The following is a 17,446-nucleotide window of genomic DNA, read 5'->3' on the forward strand; positions in this document are numbered from 1 at the left end:
ATGGCGGCTGAATACGCGATCGACTGCAAGGGCGAGGCATGCCCGGTACCGCTGCTGAAGACGGAGCGCAAGCTTGACGAACTCAGCAAGGGCGACACGCTGATCGTGACCGTGGATCACACGTGCGCGATCAAGAACATCCCGGAATGGTCACGACTGCACGGGCACGACGTGGAGACCATCGAGATCGGCACGGGCGTATGGGCGATCGTCATCGTCAAATAATCCGAATAATCGGGGAATCGACCATCATCAAAGGGAAGGGGACGGTGCAATGACCGCCGCAATAAACGCAACAGCGAAGACATCGGTTTCGGCCAATCCATTCGTCAGATTGGGGCAGAAGGAGCTGTACAGGAAACTGCTCAAGGAGCCGTTGACGTACGTGACGGGCGCGGTATTGCTCGCCGTGCTCCAGATCGCCTCGTTCGCCGCGCTCGGCAAGGGGTGGGGCGTCACGAGCGCATTCACGAACTGGGGAGCATGGATCTATCAGGCGTTCGGTGGCGACCCGGCATCATGGGCGTACTACGCCTCCGACAAGGAACAGAAGGTCATCACCGGCGGATTCCTTCTGGACGGAGGATCCATCGAGGACATCGGTGTAGTGGTGGGAGCGCTGATCGCCATCCTGCTCGCCTCCCAATTCCGCATCAGGAAGATCAGCGACAAGCGGCAGCTCCTCGGTGCCGTAGTCGGCGGTCTGCTCATGGGGTATGGGGCGAGAATGGCCCAAGGGTGCAACATCGGTGCGTTGTTCACCGGCATCTCCGCATTGAGCCTGTCTGGTTGGGTGTTCTTCGTATTCCTGTTCCTCGGCGCCATCATCGGCGGCAGGATTCTATCCAAGTGGCTGGTGGCCAAGTGACGGATGGAAACGATCGGACTGTGGCCGGGGAGACGTCCGTTCTTGCAGGTCTCCTCGCCAAGGCGTCATCTCGACGAGGGAAACGCGAGGAGAGGATCGACGTCGCCGTCATCGGCGGCGGTCCGGCCGGTCTGACGGCTGCGACCTATGCGGCTCAGGCCCGGTTGAAGACGGTGCTGTTCGAGAAGAACGCCGCCGGCGGCTTGATGACCACCACGGATGTCATCCGCAATTATCCGGGATTCCCCGAAGGCGTTACGGGCGGCGAGCTTTCACAGCGGTTCGAGGAGCAGGCACGGGCATCCGGGGCCCAACTGGTGGGATCGTCGGTCGACAGTGTCCGTTTATCCAAGGACGGAGACCATGTCGTATCGACCTTCCGTGCCGACTACCACGCTCGTGCGGTCATCATCGCCACCGGCAGCAAACCACGCACACTCGGACTCGCCCATGAGGACGACTACCTGTTCGGACGAGGCATCTCGTTCTGCGCGGTCTGTGACGCGGCGGCGTGCAGGGGCCTGCCCGTGGCCGTCGTCGGGGCGGGGAAGTCCGCCGTCGAAGAGGCCTTGTACCTCGCACGATATGCCAGCAAAGTGTATCTCGTGGTACGCAGAGGGGAACGGGAGGCGGCATGCGGGCGGACGTTGCTGGAACAGGCCGCGGCCGATCCCCGCATCGAATTCCTCTGGCGTAGCCGTCTTACGGCGTATCAAGGAGAAAGCCATCTCGAACGGATCGTCGTGGAGACTCCCACAAATGACGGTGATGAAGCGAGCGCGACGACGGAACGCACCCTGGACGTGCATCAGGTGTTCCTCTACATAGGATTCGACCCCGACACGAAACAGTTCACGGGACAGATCGAATTGGACGGAGCCGGACATGTCGTGACCGACCGGGATCTGTCGACCGGACTGCCGGGCGTATACGCCGTGGGCGACGTAAGGAACACGAAGGTCAGACAGATCGCCACGGCCGTCGGAGACGGCGCCTATGCGGCGGTGCAAGCGGAACGCTATCTGCTGGAACATTCGTAGAATCCGGCTGATATGAGGCTGACCGCCCATAATAAGCTTCTACGGGGCGACGCACGGTAGGGTAGTGGGCATGAGTGCGAATTCAGCGATTGGCGTGGGCGACGATGTGGACGAGACCGGTCTGACGGCAGCCGAGGTGCGGGCGCGCGTCGCGTCCGGGGCGGTCAACAAGGTGAAGGACTCCACGTCGCGCTCGGTGAAGGACATCGTGCGCGCCAACGTGTTCACCCTGTTCAACGGGATCATCCTCGCGGCGATGATTCTCGTGCTCGCCACCGGCTCGTGGAAGGACGCGGTCTTCGGCTTCGTCATCATCATCAACACCGGCATCGGCATCGTCACCGAGCTGCGCGCGAAACGCACGCTCGACAGGCTCTCCATCCTCGTCGCCTCCGACTATCTCGTGCGCCGCGACGGACGCGACGTGACCGTGCCGCATGACGGCATCGTCATGGACGATCTGCTCTGGGTTCGTTCCGGCGAACAGGTGCCCGCCGACGCGGAGATCGTCCGCGACTGGGGGTTGGAGCTCGACGAGTCGATGCTCACCGGTGAATCGCGCACCGTCCGCAAGCATGAAGGCGACGACGTCTACTCCGGTTCCACCGCCGTCTCCGGAATGGCGCTCGCACGCGTCACCGCCGTCGGCGCACGGTCGTACGCGGCCACGCTCACCGCGAAGGCCAAGGTGTATAAGAAGACCGTCTCCGACCTCAACAAGGGCATCAACACGATCCTCAAGTTCATGACGTTCCTCGTCGTGCCGTTGTGCGTGCTGCTCATCATCTCCCAGATCCATACGGTCGGCGGATGGTCGGTCTCGCTCGCCACCGGACAGTGGCGGCAGGCGGTCGTCTCCGCCGTCGCCGGCGTCGTCGGCATGATTCCCGAAGGACTCGTGCTGCTCACCTCGCTCAACTTCGCCGTCGCCGCGATGCGTCTCGCACGTCACGAGACGCTGGTTCAGGAGCTTGAATCCGTGGAGACGCTGGCGCGCGTCGACTGTCTGAACCTCGACAAGACCGGCACGATCACCGACGGCGGCATTGCGCTCGACCGGGTGGTCATGCTGCGGGGCGGCGATGGTAACGGCAGTGACGATGATGGCGGCGGCGACGCGACGTCCGGGGAGCGGGAGGCGACGCAGGCGCTCTACGATCTCGCGAACGAGGAGCAGCCGAACGCGACCGGCCGCGCCGTGCTCGACGGGCTTGGGGCGCGTGGGTACGCGCCGGGCGAGGTCGTCGCACGTGTGCCGTTCTCGTCGTCGCGCAAGTGGAGCGCGGTGACGGTCGCGGGCGGTGCGACATGGTATCTGGGGGCGCCGGAGGTGCTGTTGGCGGCGTTGGACGGCGACCACGCGGCGCTGCTGGAACGGGTCGAGACGATCGCGAAGGAGGGCAGCCGCGTGCTGCTCGTCGCGCGGGCGCGTGCAGACGGCCAAGGCGCGGCGTCCGGGGACTTGCCGGGATCTCTCCCTCAGTCGGCTGGCGCCGACAGCTCCCTCGTCAGAGGGGGCCAAGATGCAATCGCGCTCGACCGGCGCGCGGTGCCGGTGGCGCTGGTGGTGTGCTCGGAGCGGGTGCGCGCCGACGCGGAGGCGACGCTCGCCTGGTTCCGCGAACAGGGTGTGCGATGCCGCGTCATCTCCGGCGACAATCCCGTCACCGTCGGCGCGATCGCGCGTAAGGTGCGGCTCGCCGGCGACCGGGATCCACGCATCATGGACGCGCGTCTGCTGCCCGACGATCCGGCCGAACTCGGTCGCGTCCTCGAAAACGTGGACGTGGTCGGCCGCGTCTTGCCCGACCAGAAGAAGCTCATCGTCGACGCGCTGCATGCGCGCGGCTACACGGTCGCGATGACCGGCGACGGCGTCAACGACGCGCTCGCCCTGAAGGAGGCGGACCTCGGCATCGCGATGGGCAACGCCGCGCCTGCCACCAAGGCCGTCGCCCAGGTCGTGCTCGTCGACTCGAAGTTCTCCCACCTGCCCGACGTGGTCGCCCGCGGACGGCAGGTCATGGCCAACATGGAACGCGTCGCCGGCCTGTTCCTCGTCAAGACCGTGTACTCGGCGCTCATCTCGCTGGGTGTGGTGCTCACGCAGATCCCATACCCGTACCTGCCGCGCCATATCACCTACATCGGCGCGCTCACCATCGGCATGCCGGCCTTCATCCTCGCGCTCGCGCCGAACACGCGCCGCTACATCCCCGGCTTCCTGAAGCGCGTCGTCGGATTCGCGCTACCCGGCGGCATCGCCACCGCCCTGTCCGTGCTCATCACCGCATGGACGCTGCCGCGCATCATGGGCTGGGACGTGGCCGGTTCGGCGGCGGACCTCGCCTCGTTGCGCGCCACCGAGGCGATCGTCCTGTTTGTCATGGGCGTGTTCGTGCTTGCCCGCGTCGCGCGCCCCCTGAACGGCTGGCGCGGCGCGCTCGTCGCCGTGTTCGCCGCCGCCGGCGTCATCGGCATGTTCATCCCGTTCGTCGCGCGCTTCTTCGCGCTCGTCGTCCCCACCGGCGCGCTCGTCGCGCCCACGCTGATCGCGCTCGCCGGCGCGGCCGCCGTGTTCGCCGTCTGCCTTGCCGCGGTGCCGTGGGCGTCGCGCACGGCGCTCGGCAGGCTGCTCGGCCGCGCCGCTGGAGACCGGGCGGACGCGCGTCCCGTCGGTCGCGCGGACCGTCGCGACGGAAAGTGAGCGTTCACTCCGCACGTGCGCGGCGGGCGGCGTATTGTCTCACGTTTCAAGCCGACACGCCAGAGGGAAAGTTACGTTCCCGTACCATTTCGAGTGGATAATCGGCGACATCAAGCCGGTCCAATGATTCGGAGGAAGCATGTCCCTACGTGACGACCAACTGGCGACGCTCCACGCCGCCGGCAAGGATTTCGACTACTACAAGATCGCCGACCTCGACGGCGTCGACCACCTGCCCTACTCGCTGAAGGTGCTCGTGGAGAACCTGGTGCGCAACATCGACGGCGCCAACATCACCGACGACCACGTCAGGGCGCTCCTCGACTGGGATCCGGACGCCGAACCCAGCCACGAGATCCAGTTCACCCCCTCCCGCGTCGTCATGCAGGACTTCACCGGCGTGCCGTGCATCGTCGACCTCGCCACCATGCGCGACGCCGTGAAGAACCTCGGCGGCGACCCGGAGGTCATCAACCCGCAGGTCCAGTCCGACATGGTCATCGACCATTCCGTGCAGATCGACAAGTACGCGCTGCCCAACGCCGTCGAACTCAACATGGACATCGAATACCAGCGCAACGGCGAACGCTACCAGTTCCTGCGCTGGGGCCAGCAGGCGTTCCGCAACTTCCGCGTCGTGCCGCCGGGAACCGGCATCATCCACCAGGTCAACATCGAATACCTCGCCAAGGTCGTCATGACCAAGGCGGGGGAGCGCGGACGCCAGCTCGCCTACCTCGACTCGTGCGTCGGCACCGACTCGCACACCACCACCGAAAACGGCCTCGGCGTGCTCGGCTGGGGCGTCGGCGGCATCGAGGCCGAGGCCGCCATGCTTGGCCAGCCGATCTCCATGCTCGTGCCGCGCGTCGTCGGCTTCAAGCTCACCGGCTCCATTCCCGAGGGCGTGACCGCCACCGACGTGGTGCTCACCATCACCGACATGCTGCGCAAGCACGGCGTCGTCGGCAAGTTCGTCGAATTCTATGGCGAGGGCATCGCCTCCGTGCCGCTCGCCAACCGCGCCACCATCGGCAACATGAGCCCCGAATTCGGCTCCACCTGCGGCATCTTCCCGATCGACGACGTCACGCTCGACTACCTGCGCCTGACCGGCCGCTCCGACGAGCAGGTCGCGCTCGTCGAGGCCTACGCGAAGGCCAACAAGCTGTGGGGCGACGCCAAGGACCCCGACTACGTCGAGCCGAAGTACTCCGAATACATGGAGCTCGACCTGGGGACCGTCGTGCCGTCCATCGCCGGCCCGAAGCGCCCGCAGGACCGCATCGTCCTGTCCGAGGCGAAGGAGACGTTCGAGAAGACGCTGCCCGCCTACGAGACCGAGAAGACCGTCAAGGAGCCGGTGCCCGTCTCCACCGACTTCCGCGGCGACTTCGAGCTGAACAACGGCGACGTGGCCATCGCCTCGATCACCAGCTGCACGAACACCTCCAACCCGTCCGTCATGGTCGCCGCCGGCCTCATCGCCCGCAACGCGCACCTCAAGGGTCTGAAGCCGAAGCCGTGGGTGAAGACCTCGCTCGCGCCCGGCTCGCAGGTCGTCGCCGACTATCTGAAGGCCGCCGGCCTCCAGGACGACCTCGACGCGCTCGGCTACGAGCTCGTCGGCTTCGGCTGCGCCACCTGCATCGGCAACTCCGGCCCGCTGCTGCCCGAGATCAGCGAGGCCATCAACGCGAACGACATGACCGTCACCGCCGTGCTGTCCGGCAACCGCAACTTCGAAGGCCGCATCAGCCCGGACGTCAAGATGAACTACCTCGCCTCGCCGCCGCTCGTCATCGCCTATGCGCTCGCCGGCACGATGGACTTCGACTTCGAGTCGCAGCCGCTCGGCCAGGACGCGGACGGCGACGACGTGTATCTGAAGGACATCTGGCCGACCAACGAGGAGGTCGCCGCCGTGGTCAACGGCACGGTCAGCCGCGAGATGTTCCTCAAGGACTACGCCTCCGTGTTCGAGGGCGACCATCGCTGGAAGGGCCTCGACGTCCCCGAGGACGAACTGTTCCAATGGGACCCGAAGTCCACGTACGTGCGCCGCCAGACGTTCTTCGACGGCATGAGCGCCGAGCCCGCCCCCGTGTCCGACATCCACGGCGCGCGCGTGCTCGCCCTGCTCGGCGACTCCGTCACCACCGACCACATCTCCCCGGCCGGCGCGTTCAAGGCGTCCAGCCCCGCCGGCAAGTACCTGACCGAGCGCGGCGTGGAGCCGAAGAACTTCAACTCCTACGGTTCGCGCCGCGGCAACCACGAGATCATGGTGCGCGGCACGTTCGGCAACATCCGCCTGCGCAACCTTCTGCTCGCCTCCACAGGCAACGAGGTCACGCCCGGCGGCTACACCTACGACTTCACCACCGGCAAGCCGTCCACGATCTTCGACGCGTCCCTCAACTACAAGGCCGAGGGCACGCCGCTCGTCGTGCTCGCCGGCAAGGAGTACGGCACCGGTTCCTCGCGCGACTGGGCCGCGAAGGGCACGCTGATGCTCGGCGTGAAGGCCGTCATCACCGAAAGCTTCGAACGCATCCACCGTTCGAACCTCATCGGCATGGGCGTGCTGCCGCTCCAGTTCCCCGAAGGCGAGTCCTACGCGTCGCTCGGCCTCGACGGCACCGAGACCTACGACATCGCCGGCGTCGATGAGCTCAACTCCGGCGTCACGCCGAAGACCGTGCACGTGACCGCCACGAAGGCCGACGGCTCGACGGTCGGATTCGACGCGGTCGTGCGCATCGACACGCCCGGCGAGGCCGACTACTACCGCAACGGCGGCATCCTCCAGTACGTGCTGAGGAACCTCATGCGCAAGTAGTCGGTGCATGGCCGGCCGCAAGGTGGAACGAGAGAAGGGGTCTGGAACGGTTGTGTTCCAGACCCCTTCTCTCGTATCGCACTACCCGACTGACCGTTTCCCGGCGCGTGCCGCGCGTCAGCCGGCCTGCTGGCGGTACTTCTTCCAGATCTCCGACAGTTTCATGCCGTCCGACGTGCGCTTCCACACGTCCAGGCCGCCGCTCGCCTTGCCGCCTGCCGCCGCCTTCGCCGCAGCCGTGGGGGAGGCGTGCTCGGAACCGTCGTCGAGACGGAATTTGCCGGTCTCGGTCACGGTCGCATACCAGCGTTCGCCCTTGCGCGGACGCTCCCAGACGAGCCTCTCGCCGGGGATGAGCAGCCCGGCCTTGACGACCTGACGGATGGTCACCCGCCGCGATCCGTGCGACGGCTTGGCCGCCGTGACCTGGGCGAGCGCGTCGTTGTCCTGGCTGGTCAGATCCGTGTGGTTCTCGTCGTAACGGATCTGCCAGTAGTCGGCGATGAGGCGGATCGTCTCCTCCTGACGGTGTTTGAGCATCGCCGGCGTGCACTCGTTGAAGTCCTTCAGCCCGTCGGTCAGCGGGAACCTGCGCGAGTCGGCGCGCATGAGGATCCGGTCGCGGCGCTGCATGTACTCGCCCATGCGGTCGAGCTGGTCGGGAGCGCCCTGGGCGAGCGCCATGTTGCCGAGACGGTACATCCAGTAATCGTGGTCGTCCTGCGACCAGTTCGCGAACGACGCGGAGCGTTCGATGTCCAACGGCATGACCGCCAGCGCGCTCAGACGGCGCGGGCGCGTCAGGTGCGCGCCCGCGGCCTGCTCGTTCGCGCGGATGAGCAGCAGGCGAATCAGCTCGTCGTCGCCCTGCATCTCGCTGTGCAGCCGAATCAGCGCGCCGGTGCGGTCGTCGGCCCTGACGGCCAGGCCGCGCACCAGATTCGTCGGATACCCCTTGTCGAGGTCGCGGATCGCTGCCGTCATGTGGCCGCGGCGCGTGAACGAGTCCACGCGGTTCAACGTGTCGACGCCGGTGATGCGTTCCAGCGCGGCGAGCACTTCATTGAGACGGTGCGCATCATGGCCGCCGAGCGTCTTCACCGTCGCGTTCGCTCGTGCCGCGCGGCCGGCGCGCGACGCGAACGGCGACACGTCGGGGGAGCCGAGATGGCGATACGAGTGGACGAGCGTCCACATGGCGACGGCCTTCCACTCATGGTTGCGGTAGTCGTTCAACGCCTCGAGCCGCGACTTCACATCGTCGGGCAGCACGGTGTCGGGCGCGTGGGCGATGACCTGCCATGCGGCCGCATAGGGGGCGAGCGTCCCGTCGATGAACGCGGGCACGTCGCCCGCGTCGATGCGCGGCTGCAGCACGTCGGCGAGGAACTCCTCGATGAGCTTGTCGGTGGAATGCTTGTGCGTGAGGACCATGTGCAGCGTCGCGAAGAACTCCTCGGTGGACTGCGGGTCGTCGCCGAGCGGGTCCATGATGTCGTCCCAGCGCGCGGCGTACGCGTCCATCTCCGCCGGCTTCAGCGCGGACGTGGCGCGCGCCTTGAACACGTCGGACGCGGTGAGCGGCAGTCCGCGCATGTTCATCACGTCGAAGATGCGGTGCGCGCCGTCCAGGTCGTCGGTGGTGACGATGACCAGCGTGACCATCTTGACCATGTACGAGGCGAACGCGCGACGCTCCTCCTCGCCCAGGGAGGACAGCTCGTCGTAGACGCGTTTCGTGTTGCGCGTGATGTTGCGTTGCGCCGCGGTCGTCCAGTCCTCGTCGCCCAGATCGAACAGCGCCTCCAGATTGCCTTCCTGCACGTATTCGCGGAAGAACGCGGCATCCCGTTCGCGCAGCGTGAGCCGCGGCTCGTTGACGATGCCGCGCAGCTTGTCGCCCGGATCGACGATGAGATGGTCGAGCAGGGTCATCCACTCGGGGTCGCGTTCCAGGTCGCGCAGCGCGGCGATGATGATCGACAGGGAGACGAGACGCTGCTGGCCGTCGATCACCTCGTAGCGGGGGCCGCCCTCGCGCACCAGGATGAGCGAGCCGAGGAAGTAGGGCGTCTCCGGCGTCTTGCACGCCTCCAGCAGATCGTTCACCAGCTGCAGGATGTTCTCGGGCTTCCAGATGTAGGCGCGCTGGAACGAGGGTATGAACAACCGGTAGTCCGGCGTGAACACATCACCCAGCGGCAGTTCCTTGGCGTTGATACCCATGTCATGTTCCTTCCGGCGTCTTCGGCCGGCCCCGCGAACCGCAGCGGAGCGTGACGACCCTATGCGTTTTTGTCACGTAACAGCCTAGCAGTGTGCGGCGTGTCCGGCGGCCATCGCGAGCCGGGGATGTTGCGACTTGCCTCACATGATCCGACTTGCCCCGCATGATCCGCCGGGTGATCCGCCGGGATGTGGCCATGGTCGGTGGCCGCGGGCGGCTACGGGCGCACCGGCAGGTCGGCGCGTTCCACGAGACGCGCCATCTGCACGCGCCCCATCGAGAGCTTGTCCGCGGCGTTCGACAGGTGCGCCTTCGCGGTGCGTTCCGAGATGAACATGCGTGCGGCGATCTGCGCGTTCGTGAACCCCTCGGCGGCGAGGACCACCGCCTCGCGCTCGCGTTCGGGCAGCGCGTCGAGCATGGCGCGGGCCTCGTCGCGCCGGGACGTCGGCCGCTGGGCGTGCAGTCCGCTGATGAGCTGACGTTGGCTCGCCGGGTTGAACTGCGGCGCGTCGGCGCATACGCCGAGCACGCGCCGGATGATGTCGCCGGGGGAGTCCGTCTTCGACACGAACCCCTCCGCGCCGGCCTCCACGGCGCGTTCAACGGTGTTCGACGGGCTCAGCGAAGTGAGCATCAGCACGTGGGGCGGACGGGGGAGCGCCCGGAGCCGACGCGTGGCCTCGATGCCGTCCATGTCGGGCATGGCGATGTCCATGAGCACCACGTCCGGATGTTCCTCGGCCGCCTGCCGCACCGCGTCGGCGCCGCTCGTCGCCGTGGACGACATGATGATGCGGCCGTCGGAATAGTCGGTGAGGATCAGCGACATCGCCTGACAGATCATCGGATCGTCGTCCACGACGATTACCCGCGCCGGAGATTCCGCGTCGTCGACCACGACAAGCCGGAGGACGCAGAGCGGGGACTCCACGAAGACGGACGGCGACGCGTCGTCGGAGCGGAAGGCCGGGAAGACCATCGAGCTGCAGGCCACCGCCACCGGCGACGGCACCGTCATCTGGACGAAGAGCGGATCGAGCAACACCGAGCAGTTCTCCGGCTCCTGGTCGAAGACCTTCACCGGCGACGAGACCAAGGACCTCACCGGTGTGAGCGTCACAGGCGACGTCATGGGCGGCAACGACCAGAAGGTCACCTGCAAGGTCATCGTCAACGGCGAGGAGAAGGACGCCAAGGAGGCGACCGGGGCCGCCGGCAGCGCCTTCTGCACCGTGCCGCTGTTCTGACGCGGATGGGCCGGGTCGGGCTGTGGGCTGAAATTCCCAGACAACGCCAAGTTGGCCGCGTAGGATGGGAACCGTCGATAACGAGAAGGAGCGAACATGACATTCGGTCAGCAGCCCCAGCCCAATCCCAACTACGAGCCGCAGGGCAACAACACGTTGAACACCGGCTACGGCGCGCCGCAGTATCAGTACGCGGGCCAGCAGAACGCCGGATACAACCAGTACAGCCAGCAGATGCCGCCCCAGTACGGTCAGTCGCAGTACGGCCAGCCCCAGTACGCGTACGCGGGGCAGGGCGGCGCCGCGGCCACCGTCAACGGCCAGGTCGCCTACTCCTATGAACAGGCGGAACGCGTCTCCGTCACCAAGGCGTACGGCGAGATGACCATCGGTCTCGTCGTGACCGCCCTGGTCGCCGTGCTCGCGCAGATCACCGGCGCCTACTACTACTTCCTCGCCGCCACCGGCGTGATCGGCCTGATCGGCCTGTGCGTCGTCCAGGTCGGCATGGCCGTCGTGCTCGGCATGCGCATCACGAAGATGAGCGTCGGCGGAGCCCGCGCCATGTTCTACGTGTACGCCGCGCTCATGGGCTTCACCCTGAGCTCCATCTTCTGGGTGTACGACCTCGGCCAGATCGGCGTCGCGCTCGGCGTCACCGCCGCGTTCTTCCTCGCCCTGACCATGTTCAGCCTCACCACGAAGTTCGACATGCTCAAGTTCGGGCCGATTCTCATGGTGGCGCTCGTCGTCCTCATCATCACCCAGCTGGTGCTCGCGTTCATCCCCGGCGTGAGCGGCATGACCCGGCTCGTGTGCGCCATCGGCCTCGTCATCTTCGCCGGCATGACCATGTACGACGCGCAGTCCACGAGGGCCCTGTTCAAGGCGTATGAGGCGCAGGGGCCGGAGATGATCAAGAAGATCTCCATCCTGTGCGCCCTCAACCTGTACCTTGACTTCGTGAACATGTTCCTCTACATCCTCCAGCTGTTCGGCAGCAGGGACTGATAGGAAAACGCGGGGAACCACCCGCCCAGGCCGCCGCCGATCGGCCGCAAGGGCGGCATCACGAATCATCGGAAGGCCCGACCATCATGTGGTCGGGCCTTCCCATATCCGTGCACGCGCACGGTAGGTTGAATCCCTATGGGAAGAACGGGAACACAGGGACGACAGGACATCATCGGCATGCTGTGCCTGACCGCATGCGCGCTCATCTGGGGGCTCGCATTCGTCGCGCAGGTGCAGGGCATGGACGCGGTCACCCCGCTGTTCTTCAACGCCACGCGCTTCACGCTCGGCGCGGTCTCCCTCGTCCCCATCCTGCTCGTGCGGCATGGGCGTAGAGGCAGGATCGCCGAGAAGACCGAAGCCGACGACGCCGATATCGAGGGCACCGTCACCGTCACCGGCGGCATCGGGGCCGAACCGGATTCCCCGTCGGTGCAGGCAAGGAGGCCATCGTTCCGCCGTGCGCTCGCCAACCCGTTCGTCGTCGGCGTCATCTGCGGTGTCGTGCTGTTCACCGCGAGCACCCTCCAGCAGTACGGCATCCTCTACGGCAAATCCGCCGGCCGCGCCGGATTCCTCACGGCCCTGTACATCGTGATGGTGCCGCTGCTCGCCTTCGTGTTCCTCCGCCGCCGCATCGGCGTCCTCGTCGGCGTGGCCGTCGTGCTCGCCGTCGCCGGATTCTACTGCCTGTGCATCACCGACGGGTTCGGTTCAATCGGCCTCGCCGACCTGCTGCTCCTGTTCACCGCGCTCCTGTTCGCCGCGCACATCCTCGTCATCGACGAACTCGGCGCCAAGGTCGATGCAATCGAACTGTCGTTCATCCAGTTCTGCACCACCGCCGCGCTCAGCTGGATCGGCTCCGCCGCGGAAGGCTCCATCGACTGGACGGGAGCCGCGGCCGCATGGGAGCCGATCGTCTACGCGGGCATCGGATCGGTGGGCATCGCCTACACGCTGCAGGTCATCGGCCAGCAGTGGGTGCCGCCCACGCAAGCCAGCCTGCTGATGAGCCTCGAATCGTTCTTCTCCGCCGTGGGCGGAGCGATCTTCCTCGGCGAGGTGATGACCCCACGCGGCTACCTCGGCTGCGCGCTCATCTTCCTCGGCACCATGCTCGCCCAGACGCCCGCGAAACTGCCGAAGTGGATGCGTCGCGGCTAGCCCGCGGCACCCGGTCCCGCCCGACTCAGTCCGAGGTCTTCGGCGTCTGCTCGACCACCGGCGCGCCGTTGATGTCGCGGTGGATGTTCTGCATCTGCACCTCGATGTTCTGGAGGGACCGCGCGCAGTCGAGCAGCGTTTGCGAATGCTCGCTGAGTTTCGCATCCGGCAGGTCCGCCTTGTAGCGCAGCGCGTGTTCGAGGCTCGCCCAATAGTCCATGGCGATGGTGCGGAACTGCACCTCCACCGGCGTGTAGTGCGCGCCCGACGAGAGGAACACGGGCACCGCGTAGATCACGTGCAGGGAACGGTAGCCGTTCTGCTTGGGACGTTTGATGTAGTCCTTGACGCGCAGCACCTGGATGTCCGACTGGGCGGACAGGTAGTTCGACACCGAATACACGTCGTCACGGTAGTTGCAGATCACGCGGATGCCGGCCACGTCGAACAGGTTGTCCTTGATCGAATCGACGGCGATCGGCAGTCCCTTGCGTTCCAGTTTGCCGATGATCGATCCCACCGATTTGAGGCGCCGTTCCATGTGGTGGATCGGATCGTGCGCGAACCGCACCTGGAACTCGTTGTCGAGGATCTCCAGTTTCGTCGAGATCTCGTACATCGCGCCTTCGTACACCTGCATGAGATCGACGAATTCGGTGATCTGGTCGGCGTCGAAGACGCTGTCCGACAGGTTCAGTCCCTTCAATCGGGCTTTGAGGTCGGAGGTGCTCAATCGGGAATGACGGTCAAGTATCACGCGAATGATTATAGTCGCGGGTGCCGCGCCGACCTGGACGTCTGCAGGAAATCTCCTCACGAACGTCCCTCCGGCACCATCCGCCGTGCCGCCCCGCGCTCCCGCCGCGTCGCATACCACGTACGGGACATGCCGTGACCCGGCCGTCCCATAGAATGGAACGCTGTGAATGAAGACATGATGACCGAGGCGGAGCGCGCCTCGTACGACGTCGAGACCGCCGACGCGGCCGCCATCGCCGGCCGGCGCGGCAAGGGCGTGTTCCATATCGACACGCTCGGCTGCCAGATGAACGTGCACGATTCGGAGCGCATCGCCGGCGTGCTCGAGGCGGACGGCTACGTGCCCGCCACCGAGGAGCAGGTCGCCTCGCGCGACCTCGACCTGATCGTGCTCAACACGTGCGCGGTGCGTGAGAACGCCACCGAGAAGATGTACGGCACGGTCGGCCGGTACAACCGCGTCAAACTTCACCGTCCGAATCTGCAGATCGCGGTCGGCGGCTGCATGGCGCAGATCGACAGGCGGAAGATCGCCGACAAGGCCCCGTGGGTGTCCGCCGTGTTCGGCACGAAGAACCTCGACTCGCTGCCGCGCCTGCTTGACCAGAACCGCGCCACCGGCAAGCCGCAGGTCGAGGTGACCGACGCGCTCGAGCACATGCCGAGCGACCTGCCCGCCGCCCGCGCCTCCCGCGTGAGCTCGTGGGTGGCGATCTCCGTCGGCTGCAACAACACGTGCACGTTCTGCATCGTGCCCACCACGCGCGGCAGGGAGCGCGACCGCCGCCCCGGCGACATCCTCGACGAGATCCGCCGTTGCGTCGCCGGCGGCGCGAAGGAGATCACGCTGCTCGGTCAGAACGTGAACTCGTTCGGCTATGGCATCGGCGACCGGTACGCGTTCAGCAAGCTGCTGCGCGCCTGCGGCGAGATCGAGGGATTGGAGCGCGTGCGCTTCACCTCGCCCCACCCGGCCGCGTTCACCGACGATGTGATCGCCGCGATGGCCGAGACCCCGAACGTGATGCACCAGCTGCACTTCCCGCTCCAGTCCGGCTCCGACCGCATCCTCAAGGCGATGCGCCGATCCTACCGTTCCGCCAGGTTCCTCGACATCCTCGGCCGCATCCGCGCCGCCATGCCCGACGCGCAGATCTCCACCGACGTGATCGTCGGCTTCCCCGGCGAGACGGAGGAGGACTTCCAGGCCACGCTCGACGTGATGCGCGAGGCCCGCTTCTCGTCCGCGTTCATGTTCATCTACTCGCCGCGTCCGGGCACGCCGGCCGCAGCCATGGAGCAGCTGCCGCACGACGTCGTCCAGGAACGGTTCGAGCGTCTCGTCGCGCTGCAGGAGCAGATCACCGAGGAGAACCTCGCCACGTTCGAGGGACGTGACGTCGAGGTGATGGTCACCGGTCAGCAGGGCAAGAAGGATTCGGACACGCACCGCGTCACCGGACGCGAGAAGACCGGCGTGCTCGTCCACATCGGCGTGCCGGAGGGCGAGCCGACGCCGCGGATCGGCGACTTCGTGACCGCGACCGTCACGCATGCGGGACGCCACAACCTCATCGCCGACCCGGATCCGAGGAAGGGGCAGACCTACCATGTCCGTCACTGAAGCGTCTTCGGCCTCCTCCGCCGGGAACGGAACGCCGGCCGCCGAGCCGCGCGTCGTCTCGATCGTCGGCCCCACCGCCTCCGGCAAGACCGGCCTCGGCATCGCCATCGCCGAACGCCTCGCCGCGGCGGGGCAGAAGGCCGAAATCGTCAACGCGGACGCCTACCAGATGTACCGCGGCATGGACGTCGGCACCGCGAAGGCGACGAAGGAGGAGCAGGCGCGCGTGCCGCACCATCTCATCGACATCATCGACCCGGATGACACGATGACCGTCGCGCGCTTCCAGAAGCTCGCGCGCGACACGATTGCCGACCTCAAGGCGCGCGGCGTGCGCCCGATCCTCGTCGGTGGCTCCGGCCTCTACGCGCGCGCCGCCATCGACGACATCTCGTTCCCCGGCACCGATCCGGCGATCCGCGCACGACTCGAGGAGTGCGAGAGGACGGAGGGCGCGACCGCGCTGTTCGAGGAGCTCAAGGCGAAGGATTCGCAGGCCGCCGCGCGCATGGACCCGCGTAACCCGCGCCGCACGATCCGCGCGCTCGAGGTCATCGAACTGACCGGCAGGCCGTATTCGGCGAGCCTGCCGCGCTACCGCTACGTGATCCCGTCCGTGCAGATCGGCCTCGACTTGGACCGTCGCGAACTCGATCGGCGCATCGGCATCCGCACCGCGAGGATGCGCGAGGACGGCTTCCTCGACGAGGTGCGCCGCCTGCGCCCGCATCTGGGCTTCACCGCCGGCCGCGCGCTCGGCTACCAGCAGATGATCGACCTGCTCGACGGCATGTGGGACGAGGAGGAGGACGCCTGGGCGGACATCGCGCAGAAGACGCGCCGTCTCGCCCGCAAGCAGATGGGATGGTTCGGCCGTGACCCGCGCATCCACTGGCTCGAGGCGCTGAACCCGCGGCTCGTCGACAACGCGATGGCGGTCATCGCGCACGCCGACGCCGGCGACTACGACGCGATCGACGCGCACGCCGACGAATACGTCCAGCATCATCTCGGCGACATCGCCTGACCGCGGACGCGACGAGGCCCCGGAACGTCCCCCGTGCGGACGTTCCGGGGCCTCGTCGATGCGGGTCGGCCCGCCGGAAGCCGTCAGTGCGCGGGGCCCTGCTCGAACCCGGCGATGAGGAACACGCGCGTCGGATTCGCCGGACGCACGATCGCGGCGAACATGCGCTCGAAGCCGGACGTGTCGCCGCAGTAGGCCGCGTGCTTCGCCGCCTTGTACGCCTCGCGAGTCACCGGGCCCCAGTCGAGGTCCCAGCCGGCGTCGTGCGCGAGACGCGAGGCGAACATGCGCAGCGTCATCGCATTGCCGCCTCGGAACGGGTGCAGGTAGCCGAGCTCGTCGTAGACGTGGGAGAGACGATGCGTGAACTCGCCGCGGTCCAACGCCTGCAGGTTGCGTCGCTCCGCCAGCTCGGTGGCGATGTTGAGCGCCCCCGTCTCGATCAGGCCGGCCGGGAAGAACGCCTCCGGGTTGTGGGCGAGCGCCGTGTCGTTCGTCACGCCACGCGACGTGTCCGACGTGCGCAGACGGCCCGCGTCGTCGAACACGCCCTCGAACAGCCCTTTGTGGATGGCGGTCAGCTCGTCGAGGTCGCCGGTCGGCCGCCACGGGCGCTCGACCAGCAGCACGGTGCGGGCGAACACGGATGCCGCATGGTCGCGCGCATGGTCGTCGAGCGAACCGTCCGCGAGCCGCGAGGCGCCCACCACATGGGACGTCTCGCCGTCCGCCGCGTCGATGAGGGCGCCCACGTCGATCCGGCCCGCCTCATAGTCGGCCGCGGCGCGCATCGTCGCATCGCCCGGCTTCATCGAATCCAACGCGCAGTTCTTCAGTGCAAATGCGACTGCGCTCGCACGTTCGGCTGGAGTCATGCAACCCATGATAAACCACGACGCATGCGCCGGGGCGTTCCCTCGC

Annotated in this window: 14 protein-coding genes; 10 read left to right on the top strand and 4 right to left on the bottom strand. The window is 66.8% G+C overall.

The window, feature by feature from the left end:
* From AC1AYP_RS01415 to acnA, 5 genes are all read left to right on the top strand, one after another.
* On the top strand, nt 1-225 hold the full coding sequence (locus AC1AYP_RS01415; protein WP_476546555.1) for a sulfurtransferase TusA family protein: 225 nt from the start codon (nt 1-3) through the stop codon (nt 223-225).
* A 49-nt stretch (nt 226-274) separates the two neighbouring features.
* Nucleotides 275-868 (top strand): YeeE/YedE thiosulfate transporter family protein, encoded by a 594-nt coding sequence (locus AC1AYP_RS01420; RefSeq protein ID WP_476546556.1) that lies wholly within the window; start codon nt 275-277, stop codon nt 866-868.
* Between the two features lie 20 nt (nt 869-888).
* A complete protein-coding gene (locus AC1AYP_RS01425) occupies nt 889-1,908 on the top strand; it encodes an NAD(P)/FAD-dependent oxidoreductase (protein ID WP_476546557.1) in 1,020 nt (339 codons plus the stop codon).
* A gap of 70 nt (nt 1,909-1,978) precedes the next feature.
* Nucleotides 1,979-4,615: an HAD-IC family P-type ATPase gene (locus AC1AYP_RS01430; RefSeq protein WP_476546558.1), complete on the top strand. Its 2,637-nt coding sequence runs from the start codon at nt 1,979-1,981 to the stop codon at nt 4,613-4,615.
* A gap of 139 nt (nt 4,616-4,754) precedes the next feature.
* Nucleotides 4,755-7,457 (top strand): aconitate hydratase AcnA, encoded by a 2,703-nt coding sequence (acnA, locus tag AC1AYP_RS01435; protein WP_476546559.1) that lies wholly within the window; start codon nt 4,755-4,757, stop codon nt 7,455-7,457.
* Nucleotides 7,458-7,574: 117 nt separating this feature from the next.
* On the opposite strand, the gene AC1AYP_RS01440 is transcribed toward acnA, so the two are convergent.
* Both AC1AYP_RS01440 and AC1AYP_RS01445 read right to left on the bottom strand, forming a co-directional pair.
* Nucleotides 7,575-9,683, bottom strand: coding sequence for a GmrSD restriction endonuclease domain-containing protein (locus tag AC1AYP_RS01440; RefSeq protein ID WP_476546560.1), 2,109 nt, complete (start codon nt 9,681-9,683; stop codon nt 7,575-7,577).
* 218 nt (nt 9,684-9,901) lie between these two features.
* Entirely contained in the window at nt 9,902-10,585 is a 684-nt protein-coding gene (locus AC1AYP_RS01445) for a response regulator transcription factor (RefSeq protein WP_476546731.1), read from the bottom strand.
* A 211-nt stretch (nt 10,586-10,796) separates the two neighbouring features.
* Between AC1AYP_RS01445 and AC1AYP_RS01450 the strand changes: the two genes are divergently transcribed.
* The 3 genes from AC1AYP_RS01450 (at nt 10,797) to AC1AYP_RS01460 (ending at nt 13,115) form a co-directional block, all read left to right on the top strand.
* Nucleotides 10,797-10,934 carry a hypothetical protein gene (locus AC1AYP_RS01450; protein ID WP_476501889.1) on the top strand — a complete coding sequence of 46 codons (138 nt, stop codon included), beginning with the start codon at nt 10,797-10,799 and terminating at the stop codon, nt 10,932-10,934.
* Between the two features lie 96 nt (nt 10,935-11,030).
* Nucleotides 11,031-11,945, top strand: a complete 915-nt coding sequence (locus tag AC1AYP_RS01455; RefSeq protein WP_476501888.1) for a Bax inhibitor-1/YccA family protein — start codon at nt 11,031-11,033, stop codon at nt 11,943-11,945.
* A gap of 180 nt (nt 11,946-12,125) precedes the next feature.
* Complete coding sequence (locus AC1AYP_RS01460) at nt 12,126-13,115, top strand: DMT family transporter (RefSeq protein WP_476546732.1); 990 nt, start codon at nt 12,126-12,128, stop codon at nt 13,113-13,115.
* Nucleotides 13,116-13,140: 25 nt separating this feature from the next.
* On the opposite strand, the gene AC1AYP_RS01465 is transcribed toward AC1AYP_RS01460, so the two are convergent.
* Entirely contained in the window at nt 13,141-13,881 is a 741-nt protein-coding gene (locus AC1AYP_RS01465; protein ID WP_476502027.1) for a GTP pyrophosphokinase, read from the bottom strand.
* A 168-nt stretch (nt 13,882-14,049) separates the two neighbouring features.
* Between AC1AYP_RS01465 and miaB the strand changes: the two genes are divergently transcribed.
* The gene (miaB, locus tag AC1AYP_RS01470; protein WP_476502026.1) at nt 14,050-15,498 is read left to right on the top strand and encodes a tRNA (N6-isopentenyl adenosine(37)-C2)-methylthiotransferase MiaB; all 1,449 of its coding nucleotides are present in this window, start codon (nt 14,050-14,052) and stop codon (nt 15,496-15,498) included.
* Entirely contained in the window at nt 15,485-16,525 is a 1,041-nt protein-coding gene (gene miaA / locus AC1AYP_RS01475) for a tRNA (adenosine(37)-N6)-dimethylallyltransferase MiaA (RefSeq protein ID WP_476546561.1), read from the top strand. Before miaB ends, miaA begins: the two co-directional genes overlap by 14 nt.
* A gap of 83 nt (nt 16,526-16,608) precedes the next feature.
* On the opposite strand, the gene AC1AYP_RS01480 is transcribed toward miaA, so the two are convergent.
* Nucleotides 16,609-17,400 carry a Fic/DOC family protein gene (locus tag AC1AYP_RS01480; RefSeq protein ID WP_476546562.1) on the bottom strand — a complete coding sequence of 264 codons (792 nt, stop codon included), beginning with the start codon at nt 17,398-17,400 and terminating at the stop codon, nt 16,609-16,611.
* Nucleotides 17,401-17,446: the final 46 nt, after the last annotated feature.

The organism is Bifidobacterium sp. LH_424, from assembly GCF_056356895.1.

Excerpts from the sequence above, each read along its gene's own strand:
- miaA (WP_476546561.1), top strand. The coding sequence starts at position 15,485 with ATGTCCGTCACTGAAGCGTCTTCGGCCTCCTCCGCCGGGAACGGAACG.
- AC1AYP_RS01480 (WP_476546562.1), bottom strand. The coding sequence starts at position 17,400 with ATGACTCCAGCCGAACGTGCGAGCGCAGTCGCATTTGCACTGAAGAAC.
- AC1AYP_RS01430 (WP_476546558.1), top strand. The coding sequence starts at position 1,979 with ATGAGTGCGAATTCAGCGATTGGCGTGGGCGACGATGTGGACGAGACC.
- AC1AYP_RS01420 (WP_476546556.1), top strand. The coding sequence starts at position 275 with ATGACCGCCGCAATAAACGCAACAGCGAAGACATCGGTTTCGGCCAAT.
- AC1AYP_RS01415 (WP_476546555.1), top strand. The coding sequence starts at position 1 with ATGGCGGCTGAATACGCGATCGACTGCAAGGGCGAGGCATGCCCGGTA.
- AC1AYP_RS01460 (WP_476546732.1), top strand. The coding sequence starts at position 12,126 with ATGCTGTGCCTGACCGCATGCGCGCTCATCTGGGGGCTCGCATTCGTC.
- AC1AYP_RS01455 (WP_476501888.1), top strand. The coding sequence starts at position 11,031 with ATGACATTCGGTCAGCAGCCCCAGCCCAATCCCAACTACGAGCCGCAG.
- AC1AYP_RS01440 (WP_476546560.1), bottom strand. The coding sequence starts at position 9,683 with ATGGGTATCAACGCCAAGGAACTGCCGCTGGGTGATGTGTTCACGCCG.
- miaB (WP_476502026.1), top strand. The coding sequence starts at position 14,050 with ATGATGACCGAGGCGGAGCGCGCCTCGTACGACGTCGAGACCGCCGAC.
- acnA (WP_476546559.1), top strand. The coding sequence starts at position 4,755 with ATGTCCCTACGTGACGACCAACTGGCGACGCTCCACGCCGCCGGCAAG.